Source organism: Alteromonas sp. KUL150 (genome assembly GCF_009811475.1).
In the GTDB taxonomy this organism is placed as follows: domain Bacteria; phylum Pseudomonadota; class Gammaproteobacteria; order Enterobacterales; family Alteromonadaceae; genus Alteromonas; species Alteromonas gracilis.
In genome coordinates this window covers 1-16,789 of record NZ_BLIJ01000083.1, presented here as the reverse complement: position 1 = coordinate 16,789, position 16,789 = coordinate 1, and the positions used below count along the sequence as shown (strand labels likewise).

Here is a 16,789-nt window from a genome sequence, read left to right as displayed (position 1 = left end):
TTTTTCTCGTTTCCTAAGTTAAAAGTCCGACCCACCAATAGACCGGACCGAACCTTCATTTAGATTAAGTTCTAGATTCTATAATAGCCTGCGCCACATTGTTAGGCGCCTCAGAATAATTGAAGAACTCCATTGAGTATGAAGCACGACCTTGTGTTTGTGAACGCAAATCAGTTGCGTAGCCAAACATTTCTGAAAGCGGCACTTTTGCACGTATTATTTTAACACCTGCGACACCATCTTCCATACCTTCGATCATGCCGCGGCGACGATTAATATCGCCAACTACATCACCCATCCAGTCTTCTGGAGTAGTTACTTCAACTTTCATTGTGGGTTCAAGCAACACCGGATTTGCTTCTGCGGCGCCTTTTTTGAAACCCATAGAGCCGGCGATCTTAAACGCCATTTCAGAAGAGTCAACATCGTGGTATGAACCGTCAAACAACGTTACCTTTACATCAAGTACTGGAAACCCTGCTAGAACACCACTTCGCATCTGCTCCTGAATTCCTTTATCGACCGCTGGGATGAACTCTTTTGGTACCACACCACCGACGATTTCGTTTACAAATTCGTAGCCTGAACCCTCTTCCTGAGGCTCAATACGTAGCCACACATGACCGAATTGGCCACGGCCGCCTGACTGACGAACAAACTTCCCTTCCACTTCAACGGATTTACGAAGGGTTTCACGATAGGCAACCTGAGGGTTACCTACGTTACATTCAACTTTGAACTCACGCTTCATGCGGTCGACAATGATATCAAGGTGAAGTTCACCCATGCCTGAGATAATTGTCTGACCCGTCTCGTCGTCTGTCTTAACTTTAAACGACGGATCTTCTGCTGCAAGCTTACTTAGGGCAATACCCATTTTTTCTTGGTCAGCTTGTGACTTAGGCTCTACCGCAATAGAAATTACCGGTTCTGGGAAATCCATACGCTCCAGTGTAATCACATGATTAGGATCACAAAGCGTATCGCCAGTGGTTACATCTTTTAGACCGATGGCCGCAGCAATATCGCCCGCGCGAACTTCTTTAAGTTCTTCACGGTCTTTTGCATGCATCTGCACGATACGACCGAAGCGCTCACGCTTGCCCTTAACAGGGTTATATACCGTGTCGCCCGTGTTGACTACACCAGAGTAGCAACGGAAGAACGTTAGCGTCCCTACAAAAGGGTCGGTCGCTATTTTAAATGCTAGTGCTGAGAACGGTTCGTCGTCGCTTGAGTGACGCTCAGCTTCCGTCTCGTCTTTATCGTCAAGCACACCCGTGATGGCCTTAACTTCCGTAGGAGACGGAAGATAATGAACAACAGAGTCTAGCACAGCCTGAACACCTTTGTTTTTGAAAGCACTGCCACAAGTGGCAAGAACAATTTCGTTGTTCAGCGTACGCTTACGAAGACCTAAACGGATCTCTTCCTCAGAAAGTTCTTCACCTTCCAAGTATTTGTTCATTAACTCATCAGATGCCTCTGCAGCCGCTTCAATCATCTCGGTGCGGTACTGTTCAGCGGTATCTAGATATTCAGCAGGAATGTCTTCATAGGTAAATGTCATACCCATGTCGTCTTCATTCCAGTTGATGGCTTTCATCTTCACAAGGTCGATGACGCCATGAAAATTCTCTTCAGCGCCCATGTTGATTTGAATCGGAACACAGTTTGCGCCTAAACGTTTGCGAATTTGACCCACAACACGTTCAAAATCAGCGCCAGCCCGGTCCATCTTATTAACGAACACAAGGCGTGGCACTTGATATTTGTCAGCCTGTCGCCAGACTGTCTCTGATTGAGGTTCTACCCCAGAAGACCCACAGAATACAACTACGGCACCGTCTAGCACACGCAATGAACGCTCTACTTCGATAGTAAAGTCAACGTGTCCAGGGGTGTCGATGATGTTGATCCTGTGTTGATCGAACTGTTGCTCCATACCAGACCAGAAACACGTCGTCGCAGCAGACGTGATAGTAATACCACGCTCCTGCTCTTGTTCCATCCAGTCCATGGTAGCAGCACCATCGTGCACTTCACCGATTTTGTGAGACAGTCCTGTATAGAACAGAACACGCTCTGTGGTCGTGGTTTTACCCGCGTCCACGTGAGCCACAATACCAATATTGCGATAACGCTCAATCGAGGTCTTACGAGGCATAAATCTCTCTCAGTTATATTACGTTGATTACCAACGGTAATGAGCAAACGCTTTGTTTGCTTCGGCCATACGGTGAACGTCTTCACGTTTCTTAACCGCTGAACCTTTGTTGTCTGCTGCGTCTAACATCTCAGCCGCTAGGCGTTGTGCCATAGACTTTTCGCCACGTTTACGTGCAGCTTCTACCATCCAACGCATACCTAGCGCGTTACGACGAACTGGACGTACTTCAACTGGAACCTGATAAGTTGAACCACCAACACGACGAGACTTAACCTCTACTGTTGGGCGGATATTATCAAGTGCTTCCTCGAAGATATCTAGGTGTGCTTTGCCGGTTTTTTCAGCAACAATATCAAGCGCACCGTAAACGATTCTTTCAGCGACTGACTTTTTGCCGTCGAGCATTACGACATTCATGAATTTCGCAAGCAGTTGTGAACCAAATTTTGGCTCTGGTAGGATTTTACGTTGACCTACGACTCTTCTTCTTGGCATCTTCTATTCTCCGTATGAATTCAGGGAAAACCCAAAACTCTTAAACTTCAGTTTGGCCTTACTAACGGAGAACCGTTATGACTTAGGCTTCTTCGCGCCGTACTTAGAACGGGCTTGTTTACGATCGTTTACACCTGCGCAGTCAAGAGTACCGCGAACTGTGTGATAACGAACACCTGGTAGATCTTTAACACGACCACCACGGATAAGTACTACACTGTGCTCTTGTAGGTTGTGACCTTCACCACCGATATATGAAGAAACTTCAAAACCGTTAGTTAGACGTACACGACATACTTTACGTAGTGCAGAGTTTGGTTTCTTAGGCGTAGTAGTATATACACGAGTACATACACCACGTCTTTGTGGACAAGCTTGTAGAGCAGCTACGTTGCTTTTTTCAACGGGCTTTCTACGCGGCTTGCGCACTAACTGGTTAACTGTTGCCATTAACTAGCTCCTGATTAAAAACTACGAAAACCCAATCACTATGATTGGGTCCATATTAATGCGATTAATTGTTTAATCGCTCTACTTTGTGAACATTGTGCTCGTCAATATTCACTGAGCGCTGATACAAAAAACCGCGACCGTTTATCGAGCCACTTGATGGCTATCCAAAATCGGGTCGCGGAATATTAAAGATCATCGCCCTGACTGTCAAGGTGTACAAAGGTTAAGCAGTTAATTTATCTGCAATCTGTCAGCCTGACATGCCAATATGTTAGGAGTACGTTAACGTACTCCTATGATCTTTGCCTTATTCGGCAGTATCTTCGTCTGCACCGGCATTTAGCGCTTCGGTTAGTGCCTGTTCTGCTTCAGCAGCTGAAACTGACATTTCTTCGATTTGCTCTTTGCGACGTTGTGCACGGCGTTCATGGTAAGCGAAACCTGTACCCGCTGGAATTAGACGACCAACGATTACGTTTTCTTTCAGACCGCGTAGGTCATCTTCTTTACCTTGAACCGCAGCTTCAGTTAGAACACGTGTTGTTTCTTGGAACGACGCTGCTGAGATAAACGACTCAGTAGACAGTGACGCTTTAGTGATACCAAGCAGCTGTGTTTCATACTGCGCTGGGATCTTACCGTGTTTTTCAATTTCACGGTTCGCCACTTTAACGTTCGATACTTCAACCTGTTCGCCTTCAAGGAACTGCGTATCGCCTGGGTGCGTGATAATACACTTACGTAGCATCTGACGAATAACTACTTCGATGTGCTTATCGTTAATTTTAACACCCTGTAGACGGTATACTTCCTGAACTTCGTTCACGATGTAGTTGGCTACTGCTGAGATACCACGTAAACGTAGGATATCGTGCGGAGACTCTGGACCATCAGCGATAACTTCGCCTTTTTCCACTTTCTCACCTTCGAATACGTTAAGCTGACGCCACTTAGGAATCATCTCTTCGTATGCGTCACCTTCAGCAGGTGTAATCACAAGACGCTTCTTACCTTTGGTCTCTTTACCGAAGCCAATAGTACCTGAGATTTCTGCAAGAATAGCAGGCTCTTTAGGCTTACGTGCTTCAAACAAGTCCGCAACGCGCGGTAGACCACCCGTGATATCACGAGTCTTCGAGCTTTCCTGAGGAATACGTGCTAGCACGTCACCTTCATTCGCCACTTTGCCTTCTTTCGCTTCAATTGTTGTGAAGCTTGGAAGACGAATTTCTTGAAGACCGAACTCGTCGCTTTCAAGAATTAGCTTAGGCTCTTTAGAGTTAACTTTCGCAAGGTCTTTAACAACGATACGTGTTAAACCAGTAAGCTCGTCTTGCTGCATTTCGGTGTTAGAGTCATCAATGTCTGCGAAGCTAATCTTAGCTGCACGTTCAGTGATAATTGGGTGACTATGCGGATCCCAGTTAGCGACAACGTCGCCAGCTGTAATTGATGCACCGTCATCCACGCTAAGCACAGCACCGTAAGGTACTTTATAGCGCTCTTTCTCACGGCCTTGCTCATCGATAACAGTAAGTTCTGTTGAACGAGAAACGATAACCACTTTGCCGTCAGAGTTACGTACGAATTTCGCGTTGTGTAGCTTAAGGCTACCCGCAGTCTTAACTTGTACGCTGTTCTCAGCAGATGCTCTTGATGCCGCACCACCGATGTGGAATGTACGCATGGTAAGCTGTGTACCTGGTTCACCGATTGACTGTGCTGCAATAACACCAACCGATTCACCGCTACCTACCATGTGGCCACGTGCAAGGTCACGACCGTAACACTTAGCACATACGCCGAAGTCATTGTCACAAGTGATAACCGAGCGTACTTGAATTTGGTCTACTGAGTTAGCTTCAAGCATGTCTACTAGTGCTTCGTCTAGCAGAACGTTACGCTCAACAAGTACTTCGTTAGTACCAGGCTTAAGCACGTCTTCTGCGACAACACGACCTAGTACACGTTCACGTAACGGCTCAACAACGTCTCCACCTTCGATTAGCGGTGTCATTGTTACACCTTCGAATGTGCCACAGTCGTCATTAGTGATAACCAAATCTTGCGCAACATCTACTAGACGACGGGTTAGGTAACCCGAGTTAGCCGTTTTAAGTGCAGTATCCGCTAGACCTTTACGCGCACCGTGAGTAGAGATGAAGTACTGTAGTACGTTCAGACCTTCACGGAAGTTCGCCGTAATTGGGGTTTCGATGATTGAGCCATCTGGTTTAGCCATCAGACCACGCATACCAGCAAGCTGACGAATCTGAGCGGCACTACCACGAGCACCCGAGTCGGCCATCATATAAACAGAGTTAAATGATGTCTGCTCTTCTTCTTCGCCATCGCGGTTAATTACGATGTCAGTCTTAAGGTTGTCCATCATGGCTTTAGCAACTTTTTCGTTGGCATTTGACCAGATATCGATAACTTTGTTGTAACGCTCACCCGCGGTAACAAGACCGTTTTGGAACTGTTCCTGAATTTCGATAACTTCTGCTTCCGCCGCGTCGATAATCTCTTTCTTCGCTTCTGGAATAACCATATCGTCGATACCAACAGATGCACCCGCGATCATCGCGTAGTGGAAACCGGTATACATGATTTGGTCAGCAGCAATTACTGTGTCTTTCAGACCTAGCGTACGGTAGCAAGCATTCAATAGTCTTGAAATCTGCTTCTTGCCCATCGCTTGGTTAATGATTTCAAACGGCAGACCCTTTGGAAGGATCAACGAGAAAATCGCACGACCAACAGTAGTGTCAGTTAGCGTTACTTTCTCAGTTTTGTTGCCATCTTCATCGATATCATATTCAGTAATACGTACTTTAACGCGAGAGTGAAGCTCAGCATTACCTGTGCGGTATGCCTTTTCTGCTTCATTCGGGCTGGTAAATACCATGCCTTCGCCTAAGCCGTTTACTTTGTCACGCGTTAGGTAGTAAAGACCTAATACAACGTCCTGTGAAGGTACGATGATTGGCTCACCATTCGCAGGTGACAGAATGTTGTTCGTTGACATCATAAGTGCACGTGCTTCTAACTGTGCTTCGATTGTCAACGGAACGTGTACCGCCATTTGGTCACCATCGAAGTCGGCGTTGTACGCCGCACACACTAGCGGGTGAAGCTGAATCGCTTTACCTTCGATTAGTGTTGGTTCGAATGCTTGAATACCCAAACGGTGAAGTGTAGGTGCACGGTTAAGTAGTACCGGGTGTTCGCGGATAACGTCGTCTAGTACGTCCCAAACCTCAGGAGCTTCGCGCTCTACAAGCTTCTTAGCTGCTTTGATTGTTGTCGCAAGACCACGTGCTTCAAGCTTACCGTAGATAAACGGCTTAAATAGCTCAAGTGCCATCTTCTTAGGAAGACCACACTGGTGAAGACGTAGCGTTGGACCAACGGTAATTACAGAACGGCCTGAGTAGTCAACACGCTTACCAAGAAGGTTTTGACGGAAACGACCTTGCTTACCTTTGATCATGTCTGCAAGCGACTTAAGTGGACGCTTGTTAGAACCGGTAATCGCGCGACCACGACGTCCGTTATCTAGTAGCGCATCAACAGACTCTTGAAGCATACGCTTTTCGTTGCGTACGATAATGTCTGGAGCAGCAAGATCTAGAAGACGCTTAAGACGGTTGTTACGGTTAATTACTCGACGGTAAAGGTCGTTAAGGTCAGACGTTGCAAAACGGCCGCCATCTAGTGGTACTAGAGGACGTAAGTCTGGTGGAAGTACCGGTAGTACCGTCATGATCATCCACTCTGGCTTGTTACCAGACTGTTGGAATGACTCAAGCAACTTAAGACGCTTAGTAATTTTCTTACGCTTAGTTTCAGAGTTGATTGAAGGCAGCTCTTCACGCATAGCGGCTACGTCTGCGTCAACGTCTAACGCTTTTAGAAGATCGAACACTGCTTCAGCACCCATCTTCGCATCAAACTCATCACCGTGCTCTTCAAGTGCATCCAAGTACTCTTCTTCGTTAAGAAGTTGACTGCGCTCAAGCGTCGTCATACCTGGCTCTGTAACCACATATGATTCGAAATAAAGAACACGTTCAATATCACGAAGTGTCATATCAAGCATTAGACCGATACGAGACGGAAGTGATTTAAGGAACCAAATATGCGCAACCGGGCTAGCTAGCTCGATGTGACCCATGCGCTCACGACGCACTTTGGTCAGTGTAACTTCAACGCCACACTTCTCACAGATAACACCACGGTGCTTAAGGCGCTTGTACTTACCGCAAAGACACTCGTAGTCTTTAACCGGACCAAAGATACGCGCACAGAACAGACCGTCACGCTCAGGTTTGAACGTACGGTAGTTAATTGTTTCAGGCTTTTTAACTTCACCGAATGACCATGAACGAATCATGTCAGGTGAAGACAGACCGATTCGAATATTATCGAATTCTTCGGTCTTGTTTTGTTGCTTTAGAAACTTTAATAAGTCTTTCACATTACTCTCCCAGCGGAGTCAGTCTCTAGAACCCGGCGCAAGCGCCGGGCCATCTCATAACATTACGCGGCGATTGCCGTATTACTTTTCTTCAAGCTCGATGTTGATACCCAACGAGCGAATTTCTTTAAGTAGTACGTTGAATGACTCTGGCATGCCAGGTTCCATTCTGTGGTCGCCATCGACGATGTTCTTGTACATCTTGGTACGGCCGTTAACGTCATCTGACTTAACAGTAAGCATTTCCTGAAGGGTATATGCTGCACCGTATGCTTCAAGTGCCCACACTTCCATCTCACCGAAGCGCTGACCACCAAACTGTGCTTTACCACCAAGAGGTTGCTGTGTAACAAGGCTGTAAGAACCCGTAGAACGCGCGTGCATTTTGTCGTCTACTAAGTGGTTCAGTTTCAGCATGTACATGTAACCAACCGTTACTGGACGCTCAAATTCGCGACCGGTACGACCGTCAAACAAAGTAATCTGACCGCTTTCTGGAATATCAGCAAGCTTCAGCATTTCTTTGATTTCAGATTCACGAGCACCATCGAATACAGGTGTTGCTACAGGTACGCCCTTACGAAGGTTTTCTGCCAAGCGACGAACTTCGTGGTCAGTGAAGCTATCGATGTCGACTTCTTGATGATTCTCACCAAGCTCGTACACCTTCTTCAAGAACTCACGTAACTCAGCCAGCTCACGCTGCTCTTTGATCATGCGGTCAATCTTCACACCAAGACCGTGTGCAGCCATACCCAAGTGCGTTTCTAGGATCTGACCGATGTTCATACGAGACGGTACACCTAGTGGGTTTAGAACGATATCTACCGGCGTGCCGTCAGCATCATATGGCATGTCTTCTACAGGCTGGATAGTCGAGATAACACCTTTGTTACCGTGACGTCCCGCCATTTTATCACCCGGCTGGATGTGACGTTTAACTGCAAGGTAAACCTTAACAATCTTGAGTACGCCAGGCGCTAGGTCATCGCCTTGCGTGATCTTACGACGCTTAGTTTCAAACTTCTTATCGAAGTCAGCTTTAATTTCAGCGTGTTGATCAGCGATTTGGTCTAGCTCTAGCTGTGCATCTTCGCTGTTAAGTGCAATTTCAAACCACTTTTCACGGGGTAGGCTGTCAAGCTTAGCTTGGTCAACGCCAGCACGTAACAATGCAGTTTGTGCACGACTAAAGATACCGTCTGCAAGAATTTCGAACTCGTCGGTAAGGTCTTTCTTAACCTGACGCAACTGCATGTCTTCAATTTCTAGCGCTCGCTTGTCTTTCTCTACACCATCACGGGTAAATACTTGAACATCGATAACGGTACCGTGAACAGAGTTAGGTACACGTAGAGACGTATCTTTAACGTCAGACGCTTTTTCACCGAAGATTGCACGTAATAGTTTTTCTTCTGGCGTAAGCTGAGTTTCACCTTTAGGCGTTACTTTACCTACTAAGATATCACCGCCTTTCACTTCCGCACCGATGTAAACAACACCTGATTCATCAAGCTTGCTTAGTGCAGATTCGCCCACGTTCGGGATATCAGAAGAAATTTCTTCTGGCCCAAGCTTAGTATCACGAGCGATACAGCTAAGCTCTTGAATGTGGATAGTGGTGAAACGGTCTTCCTGTGCTACACGCTCAGAAATAAGGATTGAATCCTCAAAGTTGTAACCATTCCAAGGCATGAACGCGATACGCATGTTCTGGCCAAGTGCAAGGTCACCTAGGTCTGTTGAAGGACCGTCAGCTAGCACATCACCTGCAACAATCGGGTCGCCAACGTTACATGTAGGCTTCTGATTGATACACGTGTTTTGGTTAGAACGTGTGTACTTAGTCAGGTTGTAAATATCGATACCTGCTTCACCTGGAAGCATTTCATCTTCATCTACTTTAATAACGATACGGCTGGCATCTACGTAATCAACCACACCACCACGCTTAGCAACTACAGTAACACCTGAGTCAACCGCGATGGTTCTTTCCATACCGGTACCAACTAACGGCTTATCAGCACGTAGTGTAGGTACTGCCTGACGTTGCATGTTCGCACCCATTAGTGCACGGTTCGCATCATCGTGCTCTAGGAATGGGATAATGCTCGCAGCAATTGAGACAATTTGCTGTGGCGAAACGTCCATGTACTTGATGTCTTCAGTCGGCATCAAAGTAGTTTCACCACGGTGACGACATGGGATTAGGTCGTCTACCAATTCGCCGTTCTCAGTCAACGCAATGTTAGCCTGAGCGATTGCGAATTGACCTTCTTCAATTGCAGATAAGTAATCGATTTCGTCTGTAACCACACCGTCAACAATGCGACGGAAAGGTGTTTCAAGGAAACCAAAGTCATTGGTGCGTGCGAAGCTTGCCAATGAGTTGATAAGACCGATGTTCGGACCTTCCGGCGTTTCGATTGGACATAGACGACCATAGTGAGTCGGGTGTACGTCTCGAACCTCGAAGCCTGCACGTTCACGTGTTAGACCACCCGGGCCTAATGCAGAGATACGACGCTTGTGCGTTACTTCTGACAGCGGGTTGTTTTGGTCCATGAACTGAGAAAGCTGAGATGAACCGAAGAACTCTTTAACCGCAGCCGAAATAGGCTTAGCGTTTATAAGATCCTGAGGCATCACGTTGTCTAGGTCGCCTAAGCTTAGGCGCTCCTTCACTGCACGTTCTACACGTACAAGACCCACACGGAACTGGTTCTCTGCCATTTCACCTACAGAACGAATACGACGGTTTCCAAGGTGATCGATATCATCAACTTCGTCTTTACCGTCACGAATCATTATTAACTGCTTCATTACAGAAATAATGTCTTCTTTATCTAATGTACCCGAACCGATAAGCTCTTCACGACCTAAACGGCGGTTGAACTTCATACGACCAACAGAAGAAAGGTCATAACGTTCTTCAGAGAAGAACAAGTTATCGAACAAGGTTTCTGCTGCATCTTTTGTCGGTGGCTCACCAGGACGCATCATACGATAGATTTCAACTAGCGCTTCTAGGCGGTTAGTTGAAGAATCGATACGCAATGTGTCTGAAATGTATGAACCGTGGTCTAGTTCGTTAATGTAAAGTGTTTCGAACTCTTTAATACCCGCTTGGCTAAGTGCCGCTAGGTTTTCTAAAGTTAGTTCTTCGTTTGCACTTACGATCACTTCACCAGTGTCTTCATTTACATAAGTAGCAGCGAATACGCGACCAATTAGGTAATCTGCCGGAACTTCAAGCTCTGTAAGACCTGCTTTCTCAAGTGCACGAGTGTGACGTGCAGAGATACGACGACCTGATTCAACAACGACATTTCCTTCGCCATCAATGATATCGAACTGTGCCGTTTCACCACGAAGGCGATCTGGAACCACTTCCATCATCAGCTTGTCTTTGCTGATACGCACATTAACTTTTTCGAAGAAAGTGTCTAGAATCTCTTCAGACGTCATCTCCAACGCACGTAGAATAATCGTTGCTGGCAACTTACGACGGCGGTCAATACGTACAAACAGGTTATCTTTCGGGTCAAACTCGAAGTCTAACCACGAACCACGGTAAGGGATTACACGTGCGTTATATAGCACTTTACCTGACGAGTGGGTTTTACCTTTGTCATGATCAAAGAATACACCAGGTGAACGGTGCAGCTGTGACACGATAACACGCTCTGTACCATTGATAACGAACGTACCGTTCTCTGTCATCAACGGGATTTCGCCCATGTACACTTCTTGTTCTTTAATATCTTTTACGGTACCTGGGGCAGCGTCTTTATCGAACAACACTAACCGTAGTTTTACTCTTAACGGAGCAGAGAAAGTTACGCCACGAATTTGACATTCTTTAACGTCGAAAACGGGCTCTCCCAGGCGGTAGCTTACATACTGAAGCTCTGAACTACCTGAGTAGCTTTTAATTGGAAAAACGGAACGAAATGCTGCTTCCAAACCGTATTGAGCATCTGCGTCGATCTCAATAAACTTTTTGAAAGAATCAAGCTGAATTGAAAGAAGGTATGGAATTTCCAATACCTGTGGGCGTTTGCCAAAATCCTTACGGATACGTTTCTTTTCGCTATAAGAGTAAACCATGGGTTCCTCAGCCTGCTGATTTATGACCCAACCTGCTGCAAAATGCTTTAAAACGCGTGCTATGGGCTAAAAGCTGCGTTTCAAATGGCGCACTAAGCAACAAACTTCCACAACCCTTTTTCGGGCAGATACACCAGCATACAACAAAATTTAACCAATTATTAGTTAACTTGTTGGATTTTTATGCTTTTTATGGGTATGTCCGATTGGCGCTTTTACGTAATGTAGTCAGGGTTAGAATCTACACACTATACAGCGCAAAAAGGCTGGTGGTTCAAAAAACCACCAGCCTTGCCGTCTCAGGCAATAATCTGACTAAGTCAGATTACTTGATTTCTACTGCTGCACCAGCTTCTTCAAGCTCTTTCTTAAGTGCTTCAGCTTCATCTTTGCTTACGCCTTCTTTGATAGCTTTAGGAGCAGATTCAACTACTTCTTTAGCTTCTTTAAGACCTAGGCCAGTCGCGCCGCGAACTGCTTTGATAACTGCAACTTTGTTAGCGCCGAATGAAGTCATTACAACGTCGAACTCAGTTTGTTCTTCAGCAGCAGCTGCTTCACCAGCAACAGCAGGACCAGCAACAGCAACAGCTGCAGCAGATACGTTGAATTTTTCTTCAGCCGCTTCGATAAGTTCAACCAGTTCCATTACCGGCATTTCAGCGATTGCGTTTAAGATATCTTCTTTAGTTAGAGCCATGTTCTCTAAACTCCTGGGTATAAAATGTTAAAAAAATCAATATGCCAAAAACGCCAATTACTTGGTGTCTTTGACCGCCGCCAATACGCGCACAAACTTGCCAGGAACTTCGTTGATTGTTTGAACGAATTTCCCAACTGGTGCTTTGAAGGTTGCAAGTAGTCTCGCAAGCGCTTCGTCGCGGGTAGGTAGTGCTGCAACTGCGTCCAATTTCTCTGGACCAAGAAGACCGCTACCAATTGAAAGTGCAGTAACTTTAAGCTTATCGTTAGTCTTACCGAAGTCTTTGAAAAGACGTGCCGCACCGCCTGGTGCGTCGATAGAGAAACCATAGATAAGCGGACCAGTTAAGGCGCTGTCTAAGTCTGCAAATTGACTGTCGGCTAGAGCACGTTTTGCAAGAGTATTACGTACAACCTTTAGGTATACGCCTTGCTCACGAGCTTTTACACGTAGTTCAGTCAGTTCACCAACTTCCATCCCACGGTATTCAGCAACGGCTACGGATAGAGCGCGAGACGCAACATCAGAAATTTCTGCTACGATCTCTTTTTTTGCTGCTAAACCTAGTGCCACTGAGTTCACCTCTTTGTATCTGACTTTGTTTGTAGTTACCTACTCACGCCATCAGGGTTCACAGATTGATACCAACCCTCATGGTTGATACCGCTCTACGGTGTTTGTTACCCCAGAGAGTCTGAGTCAAACCACCGTCTGCGCAGGTTGTTGTATTAAGCAGTGTGTTGACTGTGAAAGTTCTCTTACCTCTTTCACCACACCGCACCTGCGGTCTTGGACGGGAGCTGCTTATTAGCACTGCTAATTGTCACAGCTCCAACCCATAACCTTTAAGAGATTTCGATGAGCCTATGCTCAGCGAAATTAAAGACCTACAGAAGCCTTATCAAGAGCAACACCAGCACCCATTGTAGTGCTTAGGCTGATCTTCTTGATATATGTACCTTTAGCAGAAGAAGGCTTAGCTTTCTTCAGTGCTTCAAGTAGCGCTTCAAGGTTTTCTTGAATTTGGTTCGCTTCGAACGCAATCTTACCGATGCTAGCATGGATGATACCGTTCTTATCGTTACGGTAGCGTACCTGACCAGCTTTAGCGTTCTTAACTGCCGTTGCAACGTCAGGCGTTACAGTACCAGTTTTAGGGTTAGGCATAAGGCCACGTGGACCTAGAATTTGACCTAGTTGACCAACAACACGCATTGCGTCTGGGCTAGCAACTACTACGTCAAAGTTCATTTCGCCTTTCTTAACTTGCTCAGCTAGGTCTTCCATACCAACGATGTCCGCACCCGCTTCTTTAGCAGCTTCAGCATTTGCACCTTGAGTGAATACTGCAACGCGAACGTCTTTACCAGTACCGTTAGGTAGTACAGTTGCACCACGAACGTTTTGGTCAGATTTCTTCGCGTCGATACCAAGGTTAACAGATACGTCAACGCTTTCTGCGAACTTAGCTGTTGCTAGTTCTTTAAGAAGCGCTACTGCTTCATTGATTTCGTACTCTTTGCTTGAATCTACTTTTTCGCGGATCAGGCGAGCGCGTTTAGTTAATTTAGCCATTCGATTAGTCCTCTACGTTCAAGCCCATTGAGCGAGCAGAACCCGCGATAGTACGTACCGCTGCATCTAAGTCAGCCGCAGTAAGGTCTGGCTCTTTAGTTTTAGCAATCTCTTCCAACTGAGCGCGAGTAACAGTACCCACTTTCTCAGTGTTAGGACGGCCAGAACCGCTCTTGATGCCAGCTGCTTTCTTAAGCAGGTAAGACGCAGGAGGAGTCTTTGTTTCGAACGTGAAAGAGCGATCTTCGTATACCGTAATTTCTACTGGTACCGGAGCGCCTTTCTCAAGACTTTCTGTTTTCGCGTTGAAAGCCTTACAGAATTCCATGATGTTCACACCGTGCTGACCTAGTGCAGGACCAACCGGTGGACTTGGGTTAGCAGCGCCAGCTGCAACCTGAAGCTTAATAATACCGCTTACTTTTTTAGCCATTTTACATGCTCTCTTGTTTGGGTCTAACGCCTCGCAAATACAGAGATTATTTGCTCAATCGGCTTCCCGTTTCCGTTTAAAAGGGCGCGCATTATATAAGGTGATAAATTACTATGCAAGGGCTATTTAGAATAAAAAACCATCGAAAGGTCAGTATTTTTTCTTTTTGAAATAGGTAAAAGTTTCTTACGCGTTAATTCGCAACTATGTAAACAAAATATCAAATTTGGAGAAACTTAAATGGAGTTACTTTCACAAAAAGAACTGGACCAGATTTCAGGTGGTGATGGCTGGGACGTTGCATCAGGGGGACTAACTGGAGGTGGTATTGGCGCGACTGGTGTTGGTGTTGCCGTAGCCGTCGGATTTACTGTCGCTTTTCCCGTTGCAGTTGGCGTTATTGCTACAGGAGCTGCCCTAGGTGCTGCATGGGAGTATTTTACTGATGACGAATAATCCGCTAGTACTCACCGAAGAGCAAATCGAAACTGTATCTGGGGGCAATATTTCACAAGCCGCTTTTGAGGGGGGATTAGAAGGAGCAGCTACAGGTGCAAGTATAGGTGCTGCACTTGGCGCTTATGCTGGTCCATTCGGCGCGCTTATTGGCGGCCTAATTGGTACTGGTGTCGGCACTATAGTAGGCGCCGCCGATGCTGTATCAGATTACAGCGAAACGTTGGATGAATAAGTGAATTTGTCTCCGCTAGTAAGGCTTAACATGGCTTGTGCTATGCTAAGCCTGTTTTCCTTTAGTGCGTTTATTGCAAGTAATAGCCTTTTACTTTTAATCAATTACTCAGGGATTGCAGCGATACTTTGGATCCGGCTATTTAGTTCGAGAGCTCATATAGGTCAGTTAAAGCGTTTTGCAATTGCGCGTATAATTGTCACAAATTTCTTATTCGTAACTGCTTTAACTATTGGTTTATTAGTTAGTGAAGATTATAAATGGTGGGTTGTGCTTGCTGCCCTCATCATATCATCCCTAAGTTATCTCTTTCCGGTTTACCTGAATAAGCCTAATTAAAACTTTATCTGTTAATTGTGAAATTTCGTTCTTAGAGAAAAAGGATTAGCATTGTTTATCGGAGCACTGGAATATATTTGTCCCTTTACTTGGGTAATGGCATTAGTCGTTTCAAACTTTGTTTTGAAACGCTGGGCCAATATTGGTTTTTGGGATTCTTACATCGAAAGCGTGGTATTTCCTCAATGGGTTTGCCATGTCTTACACGGTCTGCCAATTTTTATTACTTTACTAGCAATATACTAGAAAAAATTAACTAACTTATTTGTCAAATAAAAAAGCCCCTATGTAATAGGGGCCTTTTCAAAATTGCGAGTCGTTGTTAGCTTTAGCCTTTCTCTACCTGACCAAATTCTAAATCTACTGGTGTAGAACGACCGAAGATAAGTACCGATACTTTTACGCGGCTCTTTTCGTAGTCTACTTCCTCTACCACACCGTTGAAGTCTGCAAATGGACCGTCTGTAACGCGAACCACTTCGCCTGGCTCGAACAATGTTTTTGGTCTTGGCTTATCAACATTTTCTTCAAGGCGATTTAGGATAGCGTCTGCTTCTTTTTGCGTAATTGGCATAGGACGGTCTGATGTACCGCCGATGAAACCCAATACGCGAGGAACGCTTTTAACTAAGTGCCATGACTCTTCGGTCATCGCCATTTCTACCAATACATAACCCGGGTAGAACTTACGCTCTGATTTGCGCTTTTGACCTGCACGCATTTCAACGACTTCTTCTGTTGGTACTAGTACCTGACCGAAGTAGTCTTCCATGTTGTGCATTTTAATATATTCAAGCAGCGTCTTCTTAACGCGAGCTTCGTATTGCGAATAGGCTTGAACTACGTACCATCTTTTCTTTACTGCTTCTTCTTCAGACATACGTTTATGCTCCTATTCCAGTAATAAAGCCAACTACACGAACGATGATGCCGTCTAGTCCCCATAAAATTAGTGCCATAACTAACGTCGCTGCAAGTACGATAAGCGTAGTTTGGTTCGCCTCTTGACGGGTTGGCCATACTACTTTGCGAACTTCTGTGCGAGACTCTTTAGCAAAGCTCAAGAAGGTACTACCTTTTTCGGTAGTTGCTGCGATGAAACCAGCTATACCAACTACTACTACAATCGCGATGGCACGGTATAGAACCGAGATCTCACCGTACATTGTGTTAGCGGTTACTAAACCGGCAAGCAGTGCAAAAACCACTACCCATTTAAACATGTCCAATGCATTGGACTGATTTTCCGTCTTTTCGCTCATGTTACGATCCTAGCACTACAGCGTCGTTGTTTTACGCACTTATTCAATGCGCAATTTAAAATTCTTCGTTTAAGTAAA

13 protein-coding genes are annotated in these 16,789 nt (G+C 45.6%); 2 read left to right on the top strand and 11 right to left on the bottom strand.

Annotated elements, in window-relative coordinates; translation table 11 throughout:
* Positions 1 to 64: 64 nt before the first annotated feature.
* From fusA to rplK, 9 genes are all read right to left on the bottom strand, one after another.
* A complete protein-coding gene (gene fusA / locus GVO62_RS18645; protein ID WP_159120532.1) occupies positions 65 to 2,167 on the bottom strand; it encodes an elongation factor G in 2,103 nt (700 codons plus the stop codon).
* Positions 2,168 to 2,194: 27 nt separating this feature from the next.
* Positions 2,195 to 2,665 carry a 30S ribosomal protein S7 gene (gene rpsG, locus GVO62_RS18640; RefSeq protein WP_014980519.1) on the bottom strand — a complete coding sequence of 157 codons (471 nt, stop codon included), beginning with the start codon at positions 2,663 to 2,665 and terminating at the stop codon, positions 2,195 to 2,197.
* Positions 2,666 to 2,740: 75 nt separating this feature from the next.
* Entirely contained in the window at positions 2,741 to 3,115 is a 375-nt protein-coding gene (rpsL, locus tag GVO62_RS18635; RefSeq protein WP_014951037.1) for a 30S ribosomal protein S12, read from the bottom strand.
* Positions 3,116 to 3,425: 310 nt separating this feature from the next.
* The gene (gene rpoC, locus GVO62_RS18630) at positions 3,426 to 7,598 is read right to left on the bottom strand and encodes a DNA-directed RNA polymerase subunit beta' (protein WP_159120531.1); all 4,173 of its coding nucleotides are present in this window, start codon (positions 7,596 to 7,598) and stop codon (positions 3,426 to 3,428) included.
* 81 nt (positions 7,599 to 7,679) lie between these two features.
* The gene (gene rpoB / locus GVO62_RS18625; RefSeq protein WP_159120530.1) at positions 7,680 to 11,708 is read right to left on the bottom strand and encodes a DNA-directed RNA polymerase subunit beta; all 4,029 of its coding nucleotides are present in this window, start codon (positions 11,706 to 11,708) and stop codon (positions 7,680 to 7,682) included.
* Between the two features lie 325 nt (positions 11,709 to 12,033).
* Positions 12,034 to 12,408 carry a 50S ribosomal protein L7/L12 gene (gene rplL / locus GVO62_RS18620; protein ID WP_105932692.1) on the bottom strand — a complete coding sequence of 125 codons (375 nt, stop codon included), beginning with the start codon at positions 12,406 to 12,408 and terminating at the stop codon, positions 12,034 to 12,036.
* Between the two features lie 57 nt (positions 12,409 to 12,465).
* Complete coding sequence (rplJ, locus tag GVO62_RS18615) at positions 12,466 to 12,984, bottom strand: 50S ribosomal protein L10 (RefSeq protein ID WP_159120529.1); 519 nt, start codon at positions 12,982 to 12,984, stop codon at positions 12,466 to 12,468.
* A 306-nt stretch (positions 12,985 to 13,290) separates the two neighbouring features.
* Positions 13,291 to 13,986, bottom strand: coding sequence for a 50S ribosomal protein L1 (gene rplA, locus GVO62_RS18610; protein WP_159120528.1), 696 nt, complete (start codon positions 13,984 to 13,986; stop codon positions 13,291 to 13,293).
* A 4-nt stretch (positions 13,987 to 13,990) separates the two neighbouring features.
* Positions 13,991 to 14,419 (bottom strand): 50S ribosomal protein L11, encoded by a 429-nt coding sequence (gene rplK / locus GVO62_RS18605; protein WP_015068306.1) that lies wholly within the window; start codon positions 14,417 to 14,419, stop codon positions 13,991 to 13,993.
* Positions 14,420 to 14,659: 240 nt separating this feature from the next.
* On the opposite strand from rplK, the gene GVO62_RS18600 reads away from it, so the two are divergent.
* The gene (locus tag GVO62_RS18600; protein WP_159120527.1) at positions 14,660 to 14,875 is read left to right on the top strand and encodes a bacteriocin; all 216 of its coding nucleotides are present in this window, start codon (positions 14,660 to 14,662) and stop codon (positions 14,873 to 14,875) included.
* Positions 14,865 to 15,110, top strand: coding sequence for a hypothetical protein (locus GVO62_RS18595; RefSeq protein WP_159120526.1), 246 nt, complete (start codon positions 14,865 to 14,867; stop codon positions 15,108 to 15,110). The genes GVO62_RS18600 and GVO62_RS18595 overlap by 11 nt, the downstream gene beginning before the upstream one ends.
* 667 nt (positions 15,111 to 15,777) lie before the next feature.
* Here the strand turns inward: GVO62_RS18595 and nusG are convergent.
* Positions 15,778 to 16,329, bottom strand: a complete 552-nt coding sequence (gene nusG / locus GVO62_RS18590; RefSeq protein WP_015068310.1) for a transcription termination/antitermination protein NusG — start codon at positions 16,327 to 16,329, stop codon at positions 15,778 to 15,780.
* 4 nt (positions 16,330 to 16,333) lie between these two features.
* The gene (gene secE, locus GVO62_RS18585; protein WP_020744440.1) at positions 16,334 to 16,711 is read right to left on the bottom strand and encodes a preprotein translocase subunit SecE; all 378 of its coding nucleotides are present in this window, start codon (positions 16,709 to 16,711) and stop codon (positions 16,334 to 16,336) included.
* Positions 16,712 to 16,789: the final 78 nt, after the last annotated feature.

Bases quoted from the DNA above. Each gene is read 5' to 3' on its own strand.
- nusG (WP_015068310.1), bottom strand. From the start codon at position 16,329: ATGTCTGAAGAAGAAGCAGTAAAGAAAAGATGGTACGTAGTTCAAGCC.
- rplK (WP_015068306.1), bottom strand. From the start codon at position 14,419: ATGGCTAAAAAAGTAAGCGGTATTATTAAGCTTCAGGTTGCAGCTGGC.
- rplL (WP_105932692.1), bottom strand. From the start codon at position 12,408: ATGGCTCTAACTAAAGAAGATATCTTAAACGCAATCGCTGAAATGCCG.
- rpsG (WP_014980519.1), bottom strand. From the start codon at position 2,665: ATGCCAAGAAGAAGAGTCGTAGGTCAACGTAAAATCCTACCAGAGCCA.
- secE (WP_020744440.1), bottom strand. From the start codon at position 16,711: ATGAGCGAAAAGACGGAAAATCAGTCCAATGCATTGGACATGTTTAAA.
- rplA (WP_159120528.1), bottom strand. From the start codon at position 13,986: ATGGCTAAATTAACTAAACGCGCTCGCCTGATCCGCGAAAAAGTAGAT.
- GVO62_RS18595 (WP_159120526.1), top strand. From the start codon at position 14,865: ATGACGAATAATCCGCTAGTACTCACCGAAGAGCAAATCGAAACTGTA.
- GVO62_RS18600 (WP_159120527.1), top strand. From the start codon at position 14,660: ATGGAGTTACTTTCACAAAAAGAACTGGACCAGATTTCAGGTGGTGAT.
- fusA (WP_159120532.1), bottom strand. From the start codon at position 2,167: ATGCCTCGTAAGACCTCGATTGAGCGTTATCGCAATATTGGTATTGTG.
- rpoB (WP_159120530.1), bottom strand. From the start codon at position 11,708: ATGGTTTACTCTTATAGCGAAAAGAAACGTATCCGTAAGGATTTTGGC.
- rpsL (WP_014951037.1), bottom strand. From the start codon at position 3,115: ATGGCAACAGTTAACCAGTTAGTGCGCAAGCCGCGTAGAAAGCCCGTT.